This is a genomic window from Microbispora sp. ZYX-F-249 (assembly GCF_039649665.1).
Classification (GTDB): domain Bacteria; phylum Actinomycetota; class Actinomycetes; order Streptosporangiales; family Streptosporangiaceae; genus Microbispora; species Microbispora maris.
The window spans coordinates 89709-109355 of the sequence record NZ_JBDJAW010000001.1 but is presented as its reverse complement, the minus strand read 5'-3'; the positions used below and the strand labels follow the sequence as shown (position 1 = coordinate 109355).

At 68.9% G+C, this 19647-nt stretch carries 18 protein-coding genes; 10 read left to right on the top strand and 8 right to left on the bottom strand.

Features of this window, described 5'->3' with window-relative positions; genetic code table 11:
• Window positions 1-126: 126 nt before the first annotated feature.
• From AAH991_RS00490 to AAH991_RS00445, 10 genes are all read left to right on the top strand, one after another.
• A complete protein-coding gene (locus AAH991_RS00490; protein ID WP_346223930.1) occupies window positions 127-945 on the top strand; it encodes a hypothetical protein in 819 nt (272 codons plus the stop codon).
• Between the two features lie 668 nt (window positions 946-1613).
• Window positions 1614-2012, top strand: a complete 399-nt coding sequence (locus AAH991_RS00485) for a hypothetical protein (RefSeq protein WP_346223929.1) — start codon at window positions 1614-1616, stop codon at window positions 2010-2012.
• 38 nt (window positions 2013-2050) lie between these two features.
• Window positions 2051-2479, top strand: a complete 429-nt coding sequence (locus AAH991_RS00480) for a hypothetical protein (protein ID WP_346223928.1) — start codon at window positions 2051-2053, stop codon at window positions 2477-2479.
• Between the two features lie 13 nt (window positions 2480-2492).
• Window positions 2493-2792 (top strand): hypothetical protein, encoded by a 300-nt coding sequence (locus AAH991_RS00475; protein ID WP_346223927.1) that lies wholly within the window; start codon window positions 2493-2495, stop codon window positions 2790-2792.
• A 72-nt stretch (window positions 2793-2864) separates the two neighbouring features.
• Window positions 2865-3947, top strand: a complete 1083-nt coding sequence (locus AAH991_RS00470) for a DUF4192 domain-containing protein (protein WP_346223926.1) — start codon at window positions 2865-2867, stop codon at window positions 3945-3947.
• A gap of 5 nt (window positions 3948-3952) precedes the next feature.
• The gene (locus AAH991_RS00465) at window positions 3953-5449 is read left to right on the top strand and encodes an ATP-binding protein (RefSeq protein ID WP_346223925.1); all 1497 of its coding nucleotides are present in this window, start codon (window positions 3953-3955) and stop codon (window positions 5447-5449) included.
• An 88-nt stretch (window positions 5450-5537) separates the two neighbouring features.
• Window positions 5538-5747 (top strand): hypothetical protein, encoded by a 210-nt coding sequence (locus AAH991_RS00460; RefSeq protein WP_346223924.1) that lies wholly within the window; start codon window positions 5538-5540, stop codon window positions 5745-5747.
• Between the two features lie 250 nt (window positions 5748-5997).
• Window positions 5998-6558 (top strand): hypothetical protein, encoded by a 561-nt coding sequence (locus AAH991_RS00455; protein ID WP_346223923.1) that lies wholly within the window; start codon window positions 5998-6000, stop codon window positions 6556-6558.
• A 134-nt stretch (window positions 6559-6692) separates the two neighbouring features.
• Window positions 6693-7721 (top strand): DUF932 domain-containing protein, encoded by a 1029-nt coding sequence (locus AAH991_RS00450; RefSeq protein ID WP_346223922.1) that lies wholly within the window; start codon window positions 6693-6695, stop codon window positions 7719-7721.
• 252 nt (window positions 7722-7973) lie between these two features.
• Window positions 7974-8456: a hypothetical protein gene (locus AAH991_RS00445; RefSeq protein ID WP_193209123.1), complete on the top strand. Its 483-nt coding sequence runs from the start codon at window positions 7974-7976 to the stop codon at window positions 8454-8456.
• 121 nt (window positions 8457-8577) lie between these two features.
• Here AAH991_RS00445 and AAH991_RS00440 read toward each other — a convergent pair whose 3' ends face one another.
• From AAH991_RS00440 to AAH991_RS00405, 8 genes are all read right to left on the bottom strand, one after another.
• Entirely contained in the window at window positions 8578-9195 is a 618-nt protein-coding gene (locus AAH991_RS00440; RefSeq protein WP_346223921.1) for a prepilin peptidase, read from the bottom strand.
• Between the two features lie 97 nt (window positions 9196-9292).
• Window positions 9293-10564, bottom strand: coding sequence for a C40 family peptidase (locus AAH991_RS00435; RefSeq protein WP_346223920.1), 1272 nt, complete (start codon window positions 10562-10564; stop codon window positions 9293-9295).
• Window positions 10561-11391: a replication-relaxation family protein gene (locus AAH991_RS00430; protein WP_346223919.1), complete on the bottom strand. Its 831-nt coding sequence runs from the start codon at window positions 11389-11391 to the stop codon at window positions 10561-10563. Before AAH991_RS00430 ends, AAH991_RS00435 begins: the two co-directional genes overlap by 4 nt.
• Entirely contained in the window at window positions 11388-13817 is a 2430-nt protein-coding gene (locus AAH991_RS00425) for a type IV secretory system conjugative DNA transfer family protein (RefSeq protein ID WP_346223918.1), read from the bottom strand. The genes AAH991_RS00430 and AAH991_RS00425 overlap by 4 nt, the downstream gene beginning before the upstream one ends.
• Window positions 13817-15586, bottom strand: a complete 1770-nt coding sequence (locus tag AAH991_RS00420; RefSeq protein ID WP_346223917.1) for a VirB4 family type IV secretion system protein — start codon at window positions 15584-15586, stop codon at window positions 13817-13819. Before AAH991_RS00420 ends, AAH991_RS00425 begins: the two co-directional genes overlap by 1 nt.
• A complete protein-coding gene (locus AAH991_RS00415; protein WP_346223916.1) occupies window positions 15583-16518 on the bottom strand; it encodes a PrgI family protein in 936 nt (311 codons plus the stop codon). Before AAH991_RS00415 ends, AAH991_RS00420 begins: the two co-directional genes overlap by 4 nt.
• A complete protein-coding gene (locus tag AAH991_RS00410) occupies window positions 16515-18002 on the bottom strand; it encodes a conjugal transfer protein TrbL family protein (RefSeq protein WP_346223915.1) in 1488 nt (495 codons plus the stop codon). The genes AAH991_RS00415 and AAH991_RS00410 overlap by 4 nt, the downstream gene beginning before the upstream one ends.
• Window positions 18003-18283: 281 nt before the next feature.
• Window positions 18284-19486, bottom strand: coding sequence for a hypothetical protein (locus AAH991_RS00405; protein ID WP_346223914.1), 1203 nt, complete (start codon window positions 19484-19486; stop codon window positions 18284-18286).
• Window positions 19487-19647 lie beyond the last annotated feature (161 nt).

Genomic DNA, 19647 nt, shown 5'->3' with positions numbered 1-19647 from the left:
CTCTTGGTCGGGGAAAACATGGTAAAGACGCGCGGGATTTCATTGTGCCGGTCTCCGTCTCGTGTTTCAATTGAATTGCCAAAAGAGAAGGGCGGCGCGAATCGCGTCGCGGAGATCGGAGAAAACATGTCGAACGGAGTTCCCGGTAAGTGCGTCCCTTCCAACGTTCCGGGGGAGAAGCTCACGCCGGAAGACATGGCGCGCGTGACGCCGGACGATTGGGCGGAGATTCAGCGGCTCGCACGCGGCTACTGTCGTACGGTCGACGCCACCCGTTCCCGTAAGCGCATGGATGGAAGCGCGACCATCGTTAAGCAGGGGCACGCGCCGTACGGGACGGACGACGTGTCGGACGATGTCACGCAGGACGCGGTACTTCTGTTCGCTCAGCGTCTGCGCGATGTCCTGGCGTCCTGCGCCCCTACCCCTGACAGTGGCCCTACCCGGGACACTCAGGCGTGGATCTACGTCCGCAGGGACGGCGGAGAGTTGACCATCACGCGGACGACGCTGCAGCGGTGGGCGGTTCGCGATGCCGCCGCGCGCAACGGTTACCGGATCGATGTTCCGGCCGATGAGATCGACGCCACGCCGGGGGCTCAGCTCATGCGCGGTGTCCCGCGTACGGAGATGGTCACGGGGGCCGCCGTCGCGTTCTGTGTGTCTCAGCACAGCGCGGAGATGTTCCGTCAGGCGTTCGGGGACGGTCGGGACTTCCCGACCATCGGAAGCATGATCGATATCGCGTCCAATGCTCAGGATCTCGGGCGGGCGGGCGTCTTCAGCAGCGTTGCTCAGGCACGCTACGGGGGCGCGTACGGCTCTCGCCGGAACGTGATCCGGGTGCGGGAGGCCGCACGCGCGGAGTGGCGGGAACTGTCGGAGCGTCTTGACGACGTCAGGAGCACGATGGTCCACGGCGGCATATGTAGCGCAGAGGACTAAGGAAAGCTCGCGAGAGGGCCCCAGAGAGCGTTCTGGGGCCCTTTCTTATTGCCGTGAGAACGCGTCATCACCCCACGTGAGACGACAAAGAATCTTGAGAGGAGTGGACGCTCGGACCGATGCGCGCCCCGTATTTAAGTGAGAACGGAATCCGCCGGTGCGTCTCTGACGTGTTCGGTGTGATGTTCGCTCTCACCTCGTGTTCTGCGTTGTGCGCTGTCACATCCCAGAACGGTTGCGGGCCGGAGCCTGCCGACTGTTCGCACAGTGCGCGGTGACGTTGGTAAAACGTCGCCGGGCGCGGACGGTCGGGCCGTTCCGGTCACCGTATTTAGGTGAGAGCGAAATCCGCCGGTGCGCGTCTGACGCGTTCGGTGCGATGTTCGTTCTCACATGTTGTTCTGTGGTTCACGTAGCCGTAGCCGCAGGACGGCGCGGGGCCGGAACGGTCGGCTGTCGGTGCGGCGTGCGCGGCAATGCTGCGGAAATGTTGCCGCGTGCGGACGGTCGGGCCGTTCCGGCCACCGTATTTAAGTGAGCGCGATTCGCACCGCGAGAGCGCCGGACACACCGGACTCCGCCATACGTGAACCGCCGTCCTGATTCCCGCATCCGCCGGACCGTACGGAAGGCCGCCGGACAGGCGCCGCGAAAAGGGAGGCAATCGTATGGAGGTGAATTCTGCCGTCCGGGCCGGCTGGTCCGTGGGAGACCTGACGGTCTGCGACGGGGGCCGCGTGATGCGCGTGGCCGCGTTGGGTGAGGTCCGCCCGGACACCGCGACTCTGGTGTCCGCCGCTGATCCCGGCAGCACGCGTGAGTACGTGGTGACGGTGGCGCTCACGCCGATGCCCAAGGATGCCGAGGTCATCACCTGTCTCGGCTGTCTGGCCAAGACCCATCTGTGGGTCGACGCCACGCACACCAACCGGGCATCGGGGGCGCGTGTGCGGCTGATCCGCTGCTCACGCTGCTACACCGATGCCCTCGACTTCCGGGACTGCGAGATCCACGTGGTCAGCACGACCGTACGACCGCATCACCTGAGCCGCCGTCGCCGGTACTGACGGCCGCCATTCCACCTTCCTGAACTTTTGGAGTCGCCATGGTGATGACGCATGCCTTGACCCTGCCACCCGCGTGGATCATCAGTTCCCGGCTGGTGCCCGCATGGCAGATCGACACCGATCACCTGTTGGAGGTGGAGGCCGCCGGGCGGACCGATGAGGGCCGGATCCGCTGGCGGTACCGGCTGTCTCGGCGCCGCCGGACCATCTTCAGCGGGTCCGACATCTGCTCGGGTGTCGGCGCGGTTCTGACGCCCGGTGAGCTGATCAGCGCGGCCCGGACGGTTCTGAACTACCTCACGCTGCGACCCGGCGACACCGACGCCGACTATTTCGACTCCTACACCCGCGCGCAGCTGGAGTGGCGCGACCGGTACGCCGAAGATCTGTCGATCTACGCGATGGACGAGTGGTGCGGCTACTGCGGTGGCGACCACTTGTCGCCCGGCTGCCCGGCCCGCACCTAAAGGGGGCACGATCATGGGACGTTGGTTCGGATTCTGGTCCGGTGGCAGCGGGTACGGCCCGCCGCAGCCGGATGACCTGGAGGAGTTCACTTCCCTGGCCGATGCCCGGCGCAAGCTGGTCGATCGGCACCGGTACGGCTACTGGCAGCGCTCGCACTTCGCGTTCACGCATCGCGAGGCCGCCGACGCGCTCACCCCATGCGTGGGGGACGACTGCGCGATCACGCTGTACGGCTCCGCCGACGGGCTCGACTACCCCGATCGGCGGATCTTCCTCGGACCGCGCGGCGGCGTCCGCATCGAGCGCTGCTGACCCTGACCGTCTTCGTTTCCATCGCCCTCGGCTGATCGCGCCGGGGGTTTCTTCATGCTCAGGAGGACACTCATGACCTCTGGTCTGGATCACACGGTACGGCTGAGCCGTCCGGCGGACTTCATCGCGATCGTGCCCTACATGCTGGGGTTCCATCCGGATCGAAGCATCGTCGCGATGGCGTTCGAACCCAGCGCGGAACCTGGCAGCACCGCCCGAGGGCTGCGGTTCAGCATGCGTTTCGACCTGCCGGACAACTCCGAGGACACTCCCGACCTGGCCCGGCGCTTCGCCGAGTTGCTCACCCGCAACGGCACTGAGCGGGCGATCCTCATCGGGTATGGGCCCGGCTGGCACGTCACACCCGTGATGGACGCCATACGCGGCTCACTGTCGGATGCGGGGATCGACACGATCGACGCGCTCCGGGCCGAGGGTGGCCGCTACTGGTCGTATATGTGCCCCGATCCCGACTGCTGTTCACCGGATGGCGTGCCGTACGACGCGGGGACCAACCCGGCTGCGGCTGCTGCTGTGTTCGCCGGGTACGTCGCCCAGCCTGATCGGGCGGCACTCTCGGCGACGCTCGCCCCGGTGGGCGGGCAGGACCGGGAACAGGTGCGGGCCGCGACGCGCGAGGCCTGCGCTCAGGCGCGCACTCTGTTGGCTGCTGGGGACGATCACGGGTGGTATCACGAGGGCCTCGATCAAGTTGCCGCCGCGCTGGACCGCACCCAGGCCGGGCAGGAGCTGTCCGCCGACGAGGTCGCCTGGCTCGGCGTGCGGCTCACCGCGATCTGCGTCCGCGACGCGGCCTTGACCTTGATCGGCCGATACGACGGCGACACGCACATCAAGTTGTGGACCCAACTCGCCCGCAGGGTGGAACCGGACTTCGCCGCCCCTCCGGCCGCCTTGCTGGCGTTCCTCGCACTGTGCACCGGAGATGGGCCGCTGGCGCGCGTCGCTGTGGAGCGGGCGCTGTCGGTCGATCCCGGTTACCGCCTGGCGGGGCTGATCCGGACGGCCCTGGACTGTGGACTGCCGCCGGAGACGGCCGCCGGGATGGACTGCGCGGGTATGGCCGACGAGATCGCTGACAAGGCCGCCCAGTGCCCGGACTCCGCGCGGCCGGTGCTGCCGGTGGGGTGGTGAACGGGATGGGCTACGCCTCAACCCGGTCGGTCGCCCTGATCGGTGTCACCGCGCATGTCGTCGACATCGAGGCCGATGCCGCACCCGGCGACGCGGAGCTGTATTTGGTCGGCCTGCCGGAGCTATCGGTTTGGCCTGCCCGCGCGCGGATCCGGGCCGCGATCCGCAACAGCGGAACGTCCTGGCCGGACGCGCGGATCACGGTGAGTGTGTCACCGGTGATCCCGCCGGTCTACGACGCGGCGGCCGATCTCGCGCTGGCCGTGGCGCTGCTGGCCGCCGCCGGTGTCGTCCCGGCCGAGCGGGTCGCCGGGCGGGTGTTCCTGGGTGAGCTGGCGCTGGACGGTGGGATACGCCCCGTCAGAGGCGTCCTGCCGATGGTGGCTGCCGCTGTCCGTGCCGGAATCAGCAGAGTCGCTGTCCCGGCGGAATGCGCGCGGGAGGCGGCGCAGGTCCCCGGCGCCGTGGTGATGCCCGTAACCAGGCTGGCCGACGTGGTCGACCAGCTCCGTCACGGGGCATTCCGCGATCATCACGACCAGGAACCGGAGTCTGCGCCGTCATCGTCATTCGCCGTCGACCTGGCCGACGTGCCGGGCAACCAGGCGGCCCGCCGCGCACTGGAGGTCTGCGCGGCGGGCGGGCACCACCTGTTCCTGTCCGGCGACGGCCCGGCCACGATGCTCGCCGAACGCCTTCCGGGCATCCTGCCGCCGCTGAGTGAGCAGGCCGCCCGGGAGGTCGCCGAGATCTACTCGCTGGCCGGACGCTTCGACAGAGCGCCGGGGGTCACGCCCCCGCTGTCCGCGCCGCATCACACGGCGACCCCTACGGCTATCTTCGGCAGCGTGGCGGCCAATCGCCCCGGTGCGGTCTCGCTCGCCCATCACGGCGTGCTGCATCTCGCCGACGCGCCGGAGTTCGTCCGCCCGGTCCTGGACAGCCTGTGCCGGCCAATGGACAGCGGACAGGTCCACCTCACCGGGATGGGCCGGAGCGTCCGCTACCCGGCGCGGTTCATCCTGGTTGTCGACGCTCGGCCATGCTCGTGCCCCGATGGGCGGGAGGAGTGTGCCTGCACACCGGAGGCGCGGCGCCGCTACCGGGCACGCCTCGCCATGCTTCTGTCGCACGTCGCCGCACGCGCACCTGTCGAGCAGGAGGATCGCGCCGCCGGGACGGGTGAGTCAAGTGCGGCGGTGGCCGCGCGGGTGCTCGCAGCGCGGGTACGGGCGGCCCACCGGCTGGCCGACACACCATGGCGGACCAACGCCGAGATACCCGCACCGGACCTGCACACGCGCTTTCCCGTCGCACCAGAGGCCGCAGAACTGCTCGGATCGGCGGTCAGCACCGGGCTCGTGACGGCCGACGGGCTGCCCCGGCTGCTGCGCGTGGCCTGGACACTGGCAGACCTGCGCGGCGCCGACCGTCCACAGCTCGACGATGCGGCGGGTGCCCTGGAGTTGTGGAAGGGGGCAGATGGCGATGGAGCCAGGTGACCGCGTCCTGGTCCGGCCCTCCTTCCACATCCCGGTGCGGCCGTGGTGGACGGAGTCTTATCAGTCTCCGTTTTACTACCCGGGCAGGGTGACCAAGGTCAACGAGCAGCGCGGACGCGTTCACGTGGAACTGGACGAGTCGCTCTATCCCACACCATGGCAGGCCCGCGTCCAGGTTTTTCACATCAGTGAAATCCACAGGTACGGCTGTCGCTGCCAGGAGTGCGCCAAGCCCGGCAGGGACATCTACCGGTTCCGTGCTGAGCAAGAACGTATGCGCGACGAAGAGCAGCCATAAAGCCAACTCCGGACCGGCGGGCGCTGTCCCGTTTCAAAGCGCCCGCCGAATCCGTTGCATCCGTACCGTCGCTGCAGACCAGCGCGGATGACGGTCTCGGTAGGCGGACGTTCGGGCCGTACCGTCGTCCGTATTTAGATGTGAGCTTCGATCGAAGTGATAACGCTCGGTCGGAAATCTCAAATGCTTCTGCGGTGCCAGATTGGCCCGATTTCAATTCGTCAACTAATTATTCGAAAGGAGTCAGTGGGTGAACGAATGGGAAGTCGAGGAATTGGTGATCGAGGTCGCCGAGCATCTGGAGGGCTTCAGGTCCCTGGTGCGGCCCGGCCATCCGGCCTACCTGACTGGACCCGCCGGTGCCCGGCTCGTCGTGCATCCGATCTGGAACCAGCGGGGACGGATCAGGGTGCTCGGTGTTTACCCCGACGGCAGCAGGGGAACATGCCCTGACCTGCGACGGCATGAGATCACGGTGACAGCGGCGCGAGGGGCGAAGTTCGTCGCGAAGAGGATCGAGCGCCGCCTACTGCCCGACTATCGACGGGACCTGATCGCCTGCTTCGAGCGGTTGGCGAAGAGGGCGGCCGAGAACGGCACACGGGCCGAGATCGTCGAAACCCTGGTGGAACTGCTGCCGGAGGCCTCGCTCACCGAGAAAGAGCGAGAGACCGTCGTCCGGTGGCGACTGGAGGCCGCGTCCGGCTCGTTCACCGTCCACGGCGACGGCACGAGCACCATCGAGATTCGCGTAGCCGATCGTGAACTGACCGAACGCGTGGCCTACGCCGTACAACAGCGCTCCACGTGAGTTCGCCCGAACTCCGGCGCTTTCGCTGGAGGATGCGGCAGATATGGTAATTCTCCTTACCAACATCACCTACGACATCGACGGCATCGGCCAACGGCCGGTGCCTTTCTCATTTCCACCGAGGGGAGACAGACATGTCCAGGGAGTCTCTGGAGTGGCTGAACGCCAACACCTTGATCGGCTTCACCGAGAAGCGCGGTACGGCCTGGCACTACCGCGCGAGCATGCAGGCCGAGGAGCCGAACCACTACCTCGGCCCGATCCCCGTGGACGACGTCAAGCGTCGGCTGTTCGGCTGGGAGGCGCTGAGCAGCCCGGTCTACGTGGAAGACCCGCGCGGCGGGCTGGCCCAGGTGCCCGGACGACAGGCCATCGTGCGCAGCGACAACGGCCATGTCATGGGCATCTTCTCCGACGGGTACGAGCCGCATCCCTACGTCGAATGGCTGATCAACACCGTCTCCAGGCTCCTGGACGCCGATCTGTCGATCGGATCCGCCGGACTGCTCAAGGGGGGAGCGGTCGCCTGGGTGTCGGTCGAAGTGCCCGACAACGTCGTCACGCCCGAAGGCGTCGAGTTCCGGCCCCACCTGTTCGGTGCGACATCCTTCGACGGTTCCCTGGCCACGACGTTCAAACGGGCCGTGACCCACATCGTCTGCGACAACACGATGGCCGCCGGCCTCGCCGAGCGCGGACAGCAGGTCAAGATCAAGCACTCCCGGCACTCGAAGCTGCGGCTCGCCGAGGCCCGCGAGGCGCTGAACATCGTGTACGCACTGGCCGACGAATTCTCGACGGCGGTACGCGACCTGTGCCGGGTCGATGTCACCGAACGGCAATGGCAGGCGTTCCTGGACGCCCACACACCGATGCCACGGGAGCGAGGCCGCAGCCGCACCATGGCGGAGAACAAGCGAGACACCCTGGCCAAGCTCTGGAACCACGACCTACGCGTAGCCCCGTGGCGTGGTACGGCTTGGGGCGTGGTGCAGGCGGTGAACACTTTCACCCATCACGAGCAGAACGTACGCGGCGCCGAGCGAGCCGAACGCAACATGCTCCGTGCCATCACCGGCGGCATCGACGAACTCGACCAGGGAACCCTGCTCACCCTGTCCAAGGTGCTCGGCGAAAACGTGATCGCTCGCCTCCGTCCTTAGTCCCGGGACGGCGCGAGGGCTGTGGCGCTGCTGAGAGCGGAGCATGGGCCTTCGCTCTCAGGAACGCGAGTCACATAGGCGGGTTACCACCGGGGGTGCGGTCTGGGAGGAGAAGCGCGTCGGCTCTACTCAGGCGTTGTCACCGGCGACGAGGCGAGCGTGGATGGTGGATTAAGAGGCTGACAGGGCCGAGTGGGGCCATAGGGTGTTCTCGGCGGTGGTCCGCGTCTACATCACGGGAGGAGAAACAGGGTGAATGCCGAGACGGCGAACCTGCTCTTCGACGTGGTTGAGCGCCTGGAGAAGAGCATCGTCGCTCGTGACTGCCCCGCGGTCGTCGTGCTGGATGGGGAGCGCCGTCTCGTCCTCAGCGACTACGACTACCTGCGCGATCGAGAGACCGCCGTTGCCTTCGAGCGCAGAGCCGCCGCGAAGGCCGGTGAGATCGGCGTGAGGCGCTGGGTCCTCGCGGTGCCGCAGGTGTGGATCTTCGAGCCGCCGAGCACCGTGGCCACGCGCGCGGTCTCGAACCATGCACTCCGCGAAGGCGAGCAAGAGGCAATCACCTGGATGAGCTTCGACCGTGATGACGGTGTCGACTACGGCCGCGTAGCCTATGCGCGCCGCCCCAGCGGGGAACCGGTCTTCGAAGAGCCGGAGATGTTCGAGGTCGGCGTACGGCCGAGGGAGATCATGCCGGGGTTCACGCTGCTGCGGGAACTCCTCAACGAGTAACGGGGCCGCCCCCGAAAGGGAACGGCCCCTGACCGGTTTCACTTCCTTCGCCAAAAGAGAAGGTGAGATCGGCCATGTCCAGCTTACGGCCCCAGCGTCGGTGGTGGAGAACGTTCGGCGGTCACGTCGCGAGGACGGCCACAAGGCAGCCGGCGAACATGAACGGTCCATACGGTATGAGGGTGGATGCGGAGCCCTTCCGGCTGATCAGCATGGTCACCGCGTATAGCGCCGCCAGTATGAGCCCCGCGCCGATCCCGACGACCCAGGCGTGTACGCCGATGGTCCCGAGGATCCCGCCGACAAGACCGGACGCCTTGACGTCTCCCGGCCCGAGTGCGGTGTTCATCCGGCGGAAGCACCAGTAGAGCGAGAAGGCGCCCATCGCGCCGAGGACCAGGCCCACGGTGACCGCTCCGTCCCTGCTCACTATCCCGCCGACGGCCACGAGCGCCAGGAGGACGACGTACGAGGGCAGCGTGAGCGCGTCCGGCAGTCGTCGCGTCCGCAGGTCGATCACGCTGAGCGCTACTCCAGCAGTGGCCGTATAGAGGTACGCGGGGAGAAGCGGAGCAATACCGATCCGCCACCCGAGCAGCCCGAACACCGCCGCAGTGATGATCTCGATTGAGTACCGCATGTCTTTTCGCGGGGCGAAGTGGTCGGTGACGATCCGGGCGATTCGCCCGATGAGGAGGCCGACGGTGGTGGCCCCCAGGGCAACGCCGATCGTCGACACGATGTCCCTCGCTCAACAGTGCTCGCGTGAGCTGCTCTTTCCGCGCAGCGAGAGCAAAGGATAGCTGTGTGTGATCGACCATGTTCAAGCTGTTTCGCTAAGACGGTCGTACGGCCCCGGCGTAGTCGCTTCGGGACATCGGCGCGATCTGCACGTGGCTGCCGGTGTGCGGGGCGTGGACCATCTTCCCCTTGCCGATGTAGAGGCCCACGTGGTGGATCGTGCCGGGATTTCGGGGGTTGTAAGCGAAGAAGACCAGGTCGCCTGGTTGGAGCTGGGAGCGGTCGACGTGCTTGCCCGAGTGCCACTGGGGGCCGGTGGAAGATCCGATGCTGACTCCTGCCTTGCTCCACGCGTACTCCGTGAGGCCGCTGCAGTCGAAGCCCTTGGTCCCGGCCCCGCGGCCGGTGCCGAAGCTCGGCCCGCCTGGCCCGCCGCCGCCCCAGGAGTAGGGCACGCCGATCATGCCTAGCGCGGCTCTGACCGCGATCGCACCTCGCCCGGCAGGGTTCTCGATCAGCACGCTTCCGTCGGAGGCCGTCTCGTCGGCAGGGTTGTCCGCCCTGAGTTTCAGTTCCTTACAGAGCTGGCCAGCGACGGCGGTCACGATGTCGTCGGCGCGCTTCCTGATCTCATCCGGATCGGGTTGCTCACCTGATTCCTGACCGGCCAGGTCTGCCGCGATGCTGGCCACGAGTTCGTCACGTGGAACACCGAGCCCGGCTGCGGCTTGAATACTGACCCGCATGTCGTCCCTCGTGGCCGTGTCCACGGCCGCTCGCCTGGGCGATCCGCCTTTCCACAGCAGGGCGACCAGTGCCTTGGCACGCGGTTCGTGCTTGGCGTAGGCGTCCCGCAGGTCCTCCCGGGGACGCTGGACGAGCGCCGCAGCCTTGGTGAGCGGCATGTGCTCCCAGCCGGGGATCTTGATCAGGCGCGTGTAGAAGGAGCGGGCCGCGTGGGATGGGGTGGTGACTTGCTGCTTCGTTCCCCAGGCTTGGGACGGCTGCTGCTGGAACAGCCCGTACGAGCCGCTGCCGGTCCTTAAATTTGTAAGACCGCTTTCCTGAAGCGCGGTGCCGAGGGCGATCTCGGCGGCTCGCTTGGGCAGCCCCAGCCTGGCGGCGACGTTAACGATCTCCCGGGCGTTCGCGATCTGCTGCGAGGAGAGCCCGAAGCGGGCAGCGGGCACCCGCCGTACCGCGTTCGGCGAGGCCGAGTAGGCGCAGACCGCAGCTCGGAGCTTAGCCGTGTCGCCAGCGGTGAAGGCGTACTTGGCTCCGCCCCCGATGGCGGCGATGACGACGACGCCGCATACCAGGCAACCGCCCGTCGCGATGAATTTGCCGGCCCCGAGCTCTGTGATCAAGGGCGCGCCTGCTGGCCGAAGTGGCGCGCGAGTTCGGCGAGGCGGAGCCGTCCTTCCGTCCGGTTGCCTGGTAGCCATATCGCCTCGTGCGGTTCCTGGCCCTCGGTGGCGGTCGCGACGGGTACTGACACGAGAGCGCCTCGGAGTCGCAGCCGGTCATGCAGGTTGGCCTCACGCCGCGCGCCGCTGGTGAGGAACAGCACCGGGGTGTCGATGCCGCTGACGGCGGCCAGGGAGGCGTATCCGCCGAGTTTCGCGGCGACTCGGTCGAGTGTTTCGGTGCCGGTGTCGTATTCGAGGAAGAAGTCCAGGGTGAGGCCGTTGTCGGTCCATCGGCCGTAGGCGTCGGGCCGTACGTGTTTGCCCCACATGGCCTTGCACCGTGTCTCTGTCCACCAGGCGTCCAGGCGGCACCCGGAGGTGCGGCGTGCGTGGCCGGATAGGGCGGCGAAGATGCCGTTCACGCCGATGGTGTGCGCGAGGCGCTGGCCGTAGGCGATGGACAGGGCCTGGCCGCGCCGGTAGCCGAATTCCGACAGGGTGACGCCGTCTTCCAGGGCCAGGACGGCGGCGCCGGCCTCGCCCAGGACGTAGTGCCAGGGCGCGGAGCCGAGAGGGAGCCGGGGACGGAAACGGTCGAGTGCGCCGAGGCGGTTCAGCTTGACCAGGCGGTGGCGGCCGGTGTGGTCGTTGTCGAACGCAGCCTGGAGGAGTTGGTGGGTGGTCAGGACCTCGTGGGTCCAGACCATGCGGAGCAGGCGCCGGTCGTGGCCGCTGAGCCGCATGACGAGCGAGTCGAGGACGCGAGGCGTGTAGTGCTGGTTCATGATTCTCCTTTTGGTTGGGTGCGGGGGTCTCCTTCCGGGAGGGGGTCGGTGGCGGTGGGGTGTCGGCCGTGGGCGCGGGCGGCGGCGAGCCGTACGCGTGCGGCGAGGTCGGGGTCGGGTTCGGGCAGGGGCCGGGTGCGCAGGGTGAAGGGCGGGGTTTCCGCGGAGCGCACCACGAGCCGGGCGGCGGCTTGGAAGGCGCCGAGGTTGGCCAGGTCGTGCCGGGTCAGGTAGGGGCTGAAGTGGTGCTCGACTTCGCGGGCGTCCTCGGGTGAGAGCGAGAAGTAGATCTTGTTGCGGGCGTCGGAGCTGATGGCCTGGCACAGGTCGCGGGGGAGCTGGGCCAGGTGCTGGTGGGCGAGCACCATCGACAGCCGGTAGGCGCGGGCCTCGGCGAGCATGTCCGCCAGCGCGTGCGGGAGGTTCAGGAAGTTCTGCGTCTCGTCCACGTACAAGGCGGAGGGCGAGCGGGTGTGTCCGAGCCGGGCGCGGTGGGAGGCGGCCTGCCAGACCTGGGCCAGCAGAAGCGAGCCGAGCAGGCGTGCGGTGTCGTCGCCGAGGACTCCCTTGGGGAGGCGGGCGAGCAGGATCTTGCCGTCCAGGACGTCGCCGACGTCGAAGGTGGACCGGGCCGAGCCGAGGATGTCGCGGACGAACGGGCGGAGAAGGAACGCCCGCAGCTTGTTCATGATGGGCGCGGTGACGTGGGCCTGGGCCTGCTCGGACAGGTGCTCGTACCAGTTCCAGAATCCCAGCAGGAACGGGTCGTCGAGCCGTTCGGTGAGGTCTTTTCGGTAGAGGGGATCGCTGAGCAGGGCCGGGATGTCGGCCAGGGTTCCGCCGTTGCGGGACAGGGTGAGGGCGCAGCCGCGCAGGATGTCGTCGCTGCGCGGTCCCCAGGAGTCGGCGTAGATCTTGTGGAAGATGCCGACGAGGTTGTCGGCGAGGGTTTCCCGGTCCGGGCCGCTCAGCACGTTGAGCGCCGGCCGGGGATGGCGGTCGTCCGGGTCGATCAGAGCCAGACGCTCGCCCGCTTCTTCGGGGATGAGGCCGAGCAGGTCGGTGACCAGGTCTCCCTTGGCGTCGACGACGGCGACGCCATGGCCGGCCTCGATGTCGGACAGGATCATCTGGGCCAGCAGCGTGCTTTTGCCGGTGCCGTTCGGGCCGAGGACGTGCACATGGTGGAACGAATCGGCGACGCGCAGCGCGACCGGCCGCACGTGCCCGGCATCGCAGAAGCCGAGCACCTTGCCCTTCGCGGCGACCTGCGGCGCGGGCGGCACCGACCTGGCCCCGGCACGACTCAGACCCGGTACGGCGGCATCCAAGGGAAGGTGCGCCAAAGCGGCGATTTCGGGCACCGACAGCAGGAACCCGCGCCGGAGCATCCGCGAGGCCACCCGCTCGGCGGGCAGGGCGAGCCGGTGCCGTTCCAGCCGGTTGTGCCCGGCGAACAGGGCGAACGACGAGGCGACCGCATGCGCCCGGCCCCGGATGGCGCTGCGCCGGGCCTCACGGGCCTGCTTGCGGTCGCGCTCGTCCCCCGACGTGGGGTCGTCTGCCTGTACGGCGTAGCGGATCGCTACCTCGTACCGGGGACGCTGGGCTTTGTCGCGGATGGCCCGTGCTTCGGCCGATTCCTCCAGCCGGGCGGCACGATTGGTGGGGCTGAGATGCGCTGGATGGAGCCGGGGGTGCATCGGGCCGGGGGTGACGAAGTCCAGAAAGCCGCGCACCAGCCCGAGCGGTACAGCCAGCCCGCCCCTGCTGGTCACTCCAGCGGGGCCTCCGCTGATCAGCTGGGCGAGGCGGCGGCCGGTCGCGGGGCGGGCGAGGATCTGCACCGCTGCGTGCTGCCAGGTGGGCATGCCCACGGCGGCTCCGAGCAGGGCGCGGAGCGGGTCGTGGTCATGGGAGTGGCGGATCGGCAGCAGCTCGCTACGGGCGATCACCAGGTGCCCGCCGGTCGCCTGCCCGCCGAAGGGGACCGGCGGGGCCGCCTCCACGACCGCGGTACGCGCCGATGGCCAGGCCGATTCGATCGCGTGCTCGACCAGGTGTTGGGGGACGGTGCCGGGGACCCACAGCCGGATCCGTACGCCGCCGACGCCGAAGACGTACTCGAAGGCCAGGTGCGGCTGACCGAACAGCAGCCGCTTCCAGGCCGGGCGTAGCAGCCCCATCAGGTTGGTCCACAGCGCCTCCGACCCCGCCATGTCCGCCACCGGAGGCGCGAGGATCTCCACGCACCGCGCCCCCTTCGTCGCGGCGCGGTGGCGCAGCCGTACGACCAGGGCGCTGAGCAGTTCAAGCACGATCGCAGCGGCCGAAACCCCGAAGGTGAGCCACCAGACATGGGTGCTCACCCAGGTCAGGAACATCTCGATGAAGGCATCGGGATTATAGAGAAGGTTCTGGAGCATCAGAACTCGTCCTCCTCGTCTGCCGTGAGGTCTCCATAGGCGGCCAGCTCGGAGGGTGATGACGTGGCCAGGCGGTGTTCCTGCTCGCTGGCCAACACCTGGAAGGCGACCCGGGACGCGCCGGAGTCGGAGGCCAGGAGCCCAAAACCGCGCTCGGCCGACAGCAGGAGCTGGCGTTCGCCATCGGACAGGCGGAAGGCGGCGGCGACTCTGTCGATCGCCTGGGGTGCCTGGCGGAGCAGGATCTGGGTGGCGGAGTTGGCGATGATCGCCTGACCGATGTCGGAGCCGAGCAGGTCGGCGGCGTCCTGGGTGACCACCGACAGCCCGGCCCAGTGTTTGCGGGCGCTCTTGGCCATCCGCAGCAGGAACTTCGCGCCCTCCGGGTCCCGCATGAGCAGCCACGCCTCGTCGACCACGACGAGACGGGGGCGGCGATTGCCCGGGTCGGAGACGCGCCGCCAGACCGCGTCCAGGGTCAGCAGGGTGCCGACCGCCTTGAGCTCTTCGGGTAGATCCCGCAAGGAGAACACGATGAGGTGGGAGTCGGGCCGGGTGGTGGTGTGGCCGTCGAAGAGCCGGCGGTGGCTTCCGGTGACGTACGGTGCGAGCCCGGCGGCCAGTTCCCTGGCCTTGGGGTCGTCGTCGGTGGCCAGTGCGTCGGCGAGGTCGCGCATGAGCGGCGGGCGGCGTTTCCAGGTACGCCGGTCGAAGGTGATTCCCGCGCTCTTGTAGGCGGCGATGATGGCCCGGTCGAGTGCCGCCTTGCTGGCCTTGTCGAGCGGTTCACCGAGTATGACCGCGACCAGGGTGTGCAGGAACAGCGAGCGTCGGGTGAGCGCGTCGCCCTCCCGCTGATCGGGGGCTGGTAGGTCGAAGGGGTTGAGGCGGACGTTCGCCGCGCCGAGTTGCAGGTAGGCGCCGCCGACGGCCGCGCACAGGCGGGCGTACTCGTCTTCGGGGTCGATGACGGCGACCTCGACGCCGGTGTAGAGCGAGCGCAGTGCTTCCAGCTTGGCCAGGTAGGACTTGCCGCCGCCGGAACAGCCCAGGATTGTCGAGTTGTGGTTGGGCTGGGCGAACCGGTCCCAGGCCACCAGGGAGGAACTGGCTGCGTTCGCGCCGTACAGAACGGTCGTCGGGCCGAGATCGGCGGTCAGGTCCGGACTGGTGAAGGGGAAGGCCGCCGCGAGCGCCGGGGTGTCGAAAGTGCGCCGCATCTGCAGGTTGTCGTACGCCATGGGTAGCGCCGACACCCAGCCCTGGAGTTGCCGGAAGGTGACCACGCGCGCGTCCAGCAGGAGGGAGGCGGTCAGGGCGCGGACCTGGGCGCAGGCGTCCTCCAGTTCCTCTGCCGTGGTGGCGTGGACGGTGAGGTAGATCGAGGTGCGGAACAGCTTGGCCTGGCCGCGCGCGATCCGGGAGGCCAGCTCCTGGGCGTCTTCGGCAGCGACCTCCGCGCTGGGGTCGATGAGCCGGCCGTGCTGCTGGTCGCTGCGCAGGCCGGATTCCAGCCGGGCGAGCTGTTTGCGGAGCCGGTCGGAGGCGACCAGGGACGGCACCGGGTCGACGTGGAAGGACACATCCAGCCGCCCCGGGTAGGTGAGCAGGGGTTCCAGCCAGCCGGGTGTGACCTCGCGCGGGTAGCCGGTGACGGCGAGCGTCGCGCAATGGTTGTCGCCGACCTGCAGGCTTCGGGCCCGGACTTCGACCGCGTCGGGGCCGAATCCATGTCCGAGTCGTGAGTTACGGCGCGAACTGAGTTTCACCAGTTTTCTCCCCTCGTGATGACCTGGTCCGGGGCCGCCATCTGGGCGGCGGGCAGCGGCGGCGCCGCAGGGTCGAAGCAAGCGGTCAGCAGGCGGGAGGCTGCCGCCTCGTCCAGGAGCCGTACGGTCAGCCCGCACGCCGACAGCAGCCGGGATGCCTCCTCCAGTCGCCGCAGGGCACGGGCCGCCGAGGCCTCCCGCGCCTTACCTGCCGCTGGCTCGCGCACGACCAGCAGGACTTGGCGGCGCAGCAGGTCATGCCGTTCCGCGAGGCCGGCGAGGAAGCCGGCGTGCTGGAGCGCGGCAGCCGACAGCGCCGGGTGTGGGAGTTGGCGGGCGTTGTGCTCGAGGGAGGTGATCGTGTCGGCGAGGTTGACCCGTTCGGCGCGTACGAGGATCTGGACCGGGCCCGACAGCGAGTTGAGCCAGCGCCCGAACACCGCGACCAGCGCGTCCTGCTCCTCGGGGGCTCGCAGGGCGAAGCTGACCGTGGACACCTCCGCGATGACCGCGACACCGTCCGGGCCGAGATCGAGCAGCCCGTCCCCGGCCATCCCCTGGACGGGAAGGCGCAGCGGCGCGGGAGCGGGGCCGGGCCTGGCGCCGATCCAGGAGGGAGGCGGTGGCACCTCCTGCGGAGCGGAGACGAGGCGTTTGGGTGCGCGCAGGTGGCGGACGACGGCGAGCAGGTAGCGGTCGAGCGGCAAACCGTCGTGCCGGGCAGTCGCGAGCAGGATCCCGGCCACCGCGACCGGCAGCGCCACCGCGGCGCAGACCACGAGCGGCACCCGGTCACCAACAAGCACGTACGCGGCATAGAGCAGAGCGCCGGTGCCGACGAGAATGACCACCTGCCTGGCGGTGAACCCGGCGACGATCTTGTCCTCTTGATCCACGTCGGCGGGGATGCGAACCGGCTGCACCCAGCTCATCGGCCCTCATCTCCTGTGGCGTTGGGGGGCGGAGTACGGCGATCCGCTGTGTCACCCGCGCGTCCGGCCACGCCCTGCGAGGGGTAGACGGGAGGCCGGAACATGACCGGCGGGACCGGTGGACGCGCAGGCCGTGAAGGGCTGTTCTGGGTGCGGAGCCGGTACATCTGGGCCAGCCCGGCCGGGCCGTTGGCGTAGTAGGTCTCGCGCGGGTGCCCGTACACCGGCGTCGTCGAAGCAACCGGACCGGACGGCCGCGGCGGCCTCCGGTACTTGCCCTGGACAGCAGGAGCAGACGGAGCGTGCTTGACCGGGGCGGCCTCCCAATCCGCCGGAATTACTGGGCGGCGGGCGGCCACGGGAGCGTGCTTGGCAGGGCCGGGCCCACCTCGGGCCGCGGAGGCGGCGGTCCCGGTCACGGCAGTCACGCCGGCAGCGGCAGCCGTACCAGCAGGACCGGTGGCGAGCGCCGGAAGCGCTCGGCTGGCCATCGTTCTCCCGGCCATCGCGTGGGCGGCGGCCACGTTCCCGGCGGCCCGAGGCGTGCTGCTCCGGCGTCCACCCGGGAGGAGGTGCAGGGCGGCCAGGACGGGCGAGGTGAGCTTGTAGGCCAGGGCGTACTTGACCATCCGGCCGATCGTCGAGTGGCCGCCGACCCCGGCGAAGATCCGGCGGGAGATCCAGCCGGGAATGCGGATCAAGATGATCAGCAGGCACAGGGCGAGTACCAGGTTGACGAGCTGGCCGGTCGGGACGATGCCGAGCAGCAGTCGGCCGTCCTGGTTGAAGAAGATCCGCACCGCCAGGACGAGCGTGAGCGACTGGGTGACCTGGATGAGCAGGAGCCCGGTGAAGGCCCGCCACCAGAACCGGGCCAGCCCTTCGGTGTACGGCAGAGCCAGGCAGGCCAGCGCGAGCGGCGAGGCGACCGTCAGCAACAGCACCAGCGCCGCCCGCATGACGAACGTGATCAGCAACAGCAGCAGCAAGACGACCGCGACCAGGGCGAGCAGGACGTAGAAGATCTGCTGCGAGGCGCCCGGCGCGATGATCAGCAGCTGGAGGGTGGCGGCGGCGCGGCGGCCGTCGAAGTCCTGCCCGAGCAGTGCCTTGGACAGGGCGTTGGCGATCTCGATGACCTTCCCGCACAGCAGGAAGCTGGTGTTGGCGGCCAGGACGGCGATGAACAGCCGGGGCAGGACCTCCTTGACCGCGTAGCGCGTCTGCACGGTCTGGTGGCCCATCGCGCTGATCGCACCGACGGTGGACAGCAGGACGAACCCGGTGTTGGCGATCGCGGCGGTCGCCTTCCACAGGTCGAAGACCCGGCCGCTGCCGGAGACATCCGGGGTGGCCAGCAGCGTCACCGCCAGCAGGTCCAGCAGCGGCTTGATCGCCAGGTACACCAGGCCGGCGAACCAGGAGTTGATCTGACCGGTGATCCAGTCCCCGATACCGAAGCCGATCCCCGTCTCCTCCGGCACCGGCAGATCACCGGGAGCGGACGGGGACGGCCCAGGAACAGGAGAGGGCAGAGGCGTCGGGTCCGCGTGAGCCGTGATCGCGGCGACCACTACGACGGCGCAGGCACCGACAACCAGGCCGGCAGCGGCAACGACGCGGATTGCCGCTCGTGAGGCAGCCCCAGCCGGTCGCCTTGCCGTGCTGCCAGCCGGTATGAGGTTCCGGGCGCGTGCGGCTGTCGTAGGCAGTCGGTGGCGGTAAGCCGCCGCCGCGAGCTTGTCGCGAATCGGGGGCATGGGACTCACCCGCCCACGACGCGCTTGAGGATGCTCACGAACAGCGGGGCCAAGACGGCAAGGGCGTAGCCGAAGGCGGCGGCCTTCAACGCGGCCTTGGCCTTTTGGACCTCGCCGGGGTCGCCGCCCGCCACCAGGTAGCGCAGCCCGCCGAGGGTCAGCATCAGCGTGGCCAGCGTCGCCAGCAAGCCGATCAGCCAGTTCCGCAGGTTGGTGAAGACCGTGTTCAGGTCCGACGGAGCGGCGATGACCGGCGAGGCCAAGGCGCTGGTCGCCGCAGCGGCAACCAGCGGCACGGCGCCGGCCAGCATCGGCAGGAGGCGGAAACCGATCACTCGCGCCGCCCGCTGCCGCAACCTGCCGTACGGCAGCACATTCCAGCGGCGAGCGGCCCGGGTGGTGCCGCGCGTGGCAGAAGGCTGGGGATGGGAGGAAATCCGCGCGGAGCCAGGGGTAGTGTCCCTGCCTCCCTTCGGGTCGGTTGCGGTTGCTGCATCCGGAGTTCCCTGGCTCCGCGCGGAAGCCGTAGGCGCTTCCTCATCGGGTGAGGAAGCAGGGGGCGGGGGAGTCGCGCCGGGCGGTTGCCGCAGCGGCATGCCGCCCAGCCGGGTCAGGAGGATCAGTTCGGCGTCCTGCTCGCTGAGCACGCCGAGGGCCACCGAGTCGGCCAGCACCAGCTCAGGGCAGGAACGGGGAAGTTGGCGGGGAGGGGACTCGGTCGGCAATTGCCGTCGCCCCGCCGTTGAGACGATGTGCCGTACGGCACGCTCGCCCGCGCACCGGGCCGCCTGGCACAGCCGGGCCCGTACGTCGGTGGTGTCGAGGTCCAGGCGGCGCAGGGCCCGCAGGTAGCCGCCCAAGATCTCCGAGTCGACGTCGACCGGGTCCCCGTAGGAAAGGTCCCGGGTGAGCGCCGCGGCGATCATACGCAGGGCGGGCATCGCCATCCCGACAGCGGCGACCGTCCACGCACCCTTACGCACCCGTGCCCGCGTGACCAGCTCCCGCCAGACGGCGTCACGCGTCTCATCGCCGACGTGCCGGCTGGTGAGCAGCATCCGCAGCTCCGCCAGGTTCACCTCACCTCTGGGGAGGGCGGGGGCGAATGTCGTGCAGTCCAGGGACAACGCGCCCGGCCCTGTCGTCAGCAGCCGGAACGAGGTCTCCGCAGTGTCCAGCGGGGAACCGGTGACGGGATCGGTGCTCATTTTCTTGCTCCAGTCCGAGAGGAATTCGTTGGTCTCGGAAACTGGTCTACGCACCGCCTCAGAATTTGCTCATAGCTGATTCAGAGTTTCGCCGCAGAGTTTTCGCATAATCCGCTGCCCGGGACCTCTGAGTCGTTCAGAGTCGGCGTCTCCCGGCTCAG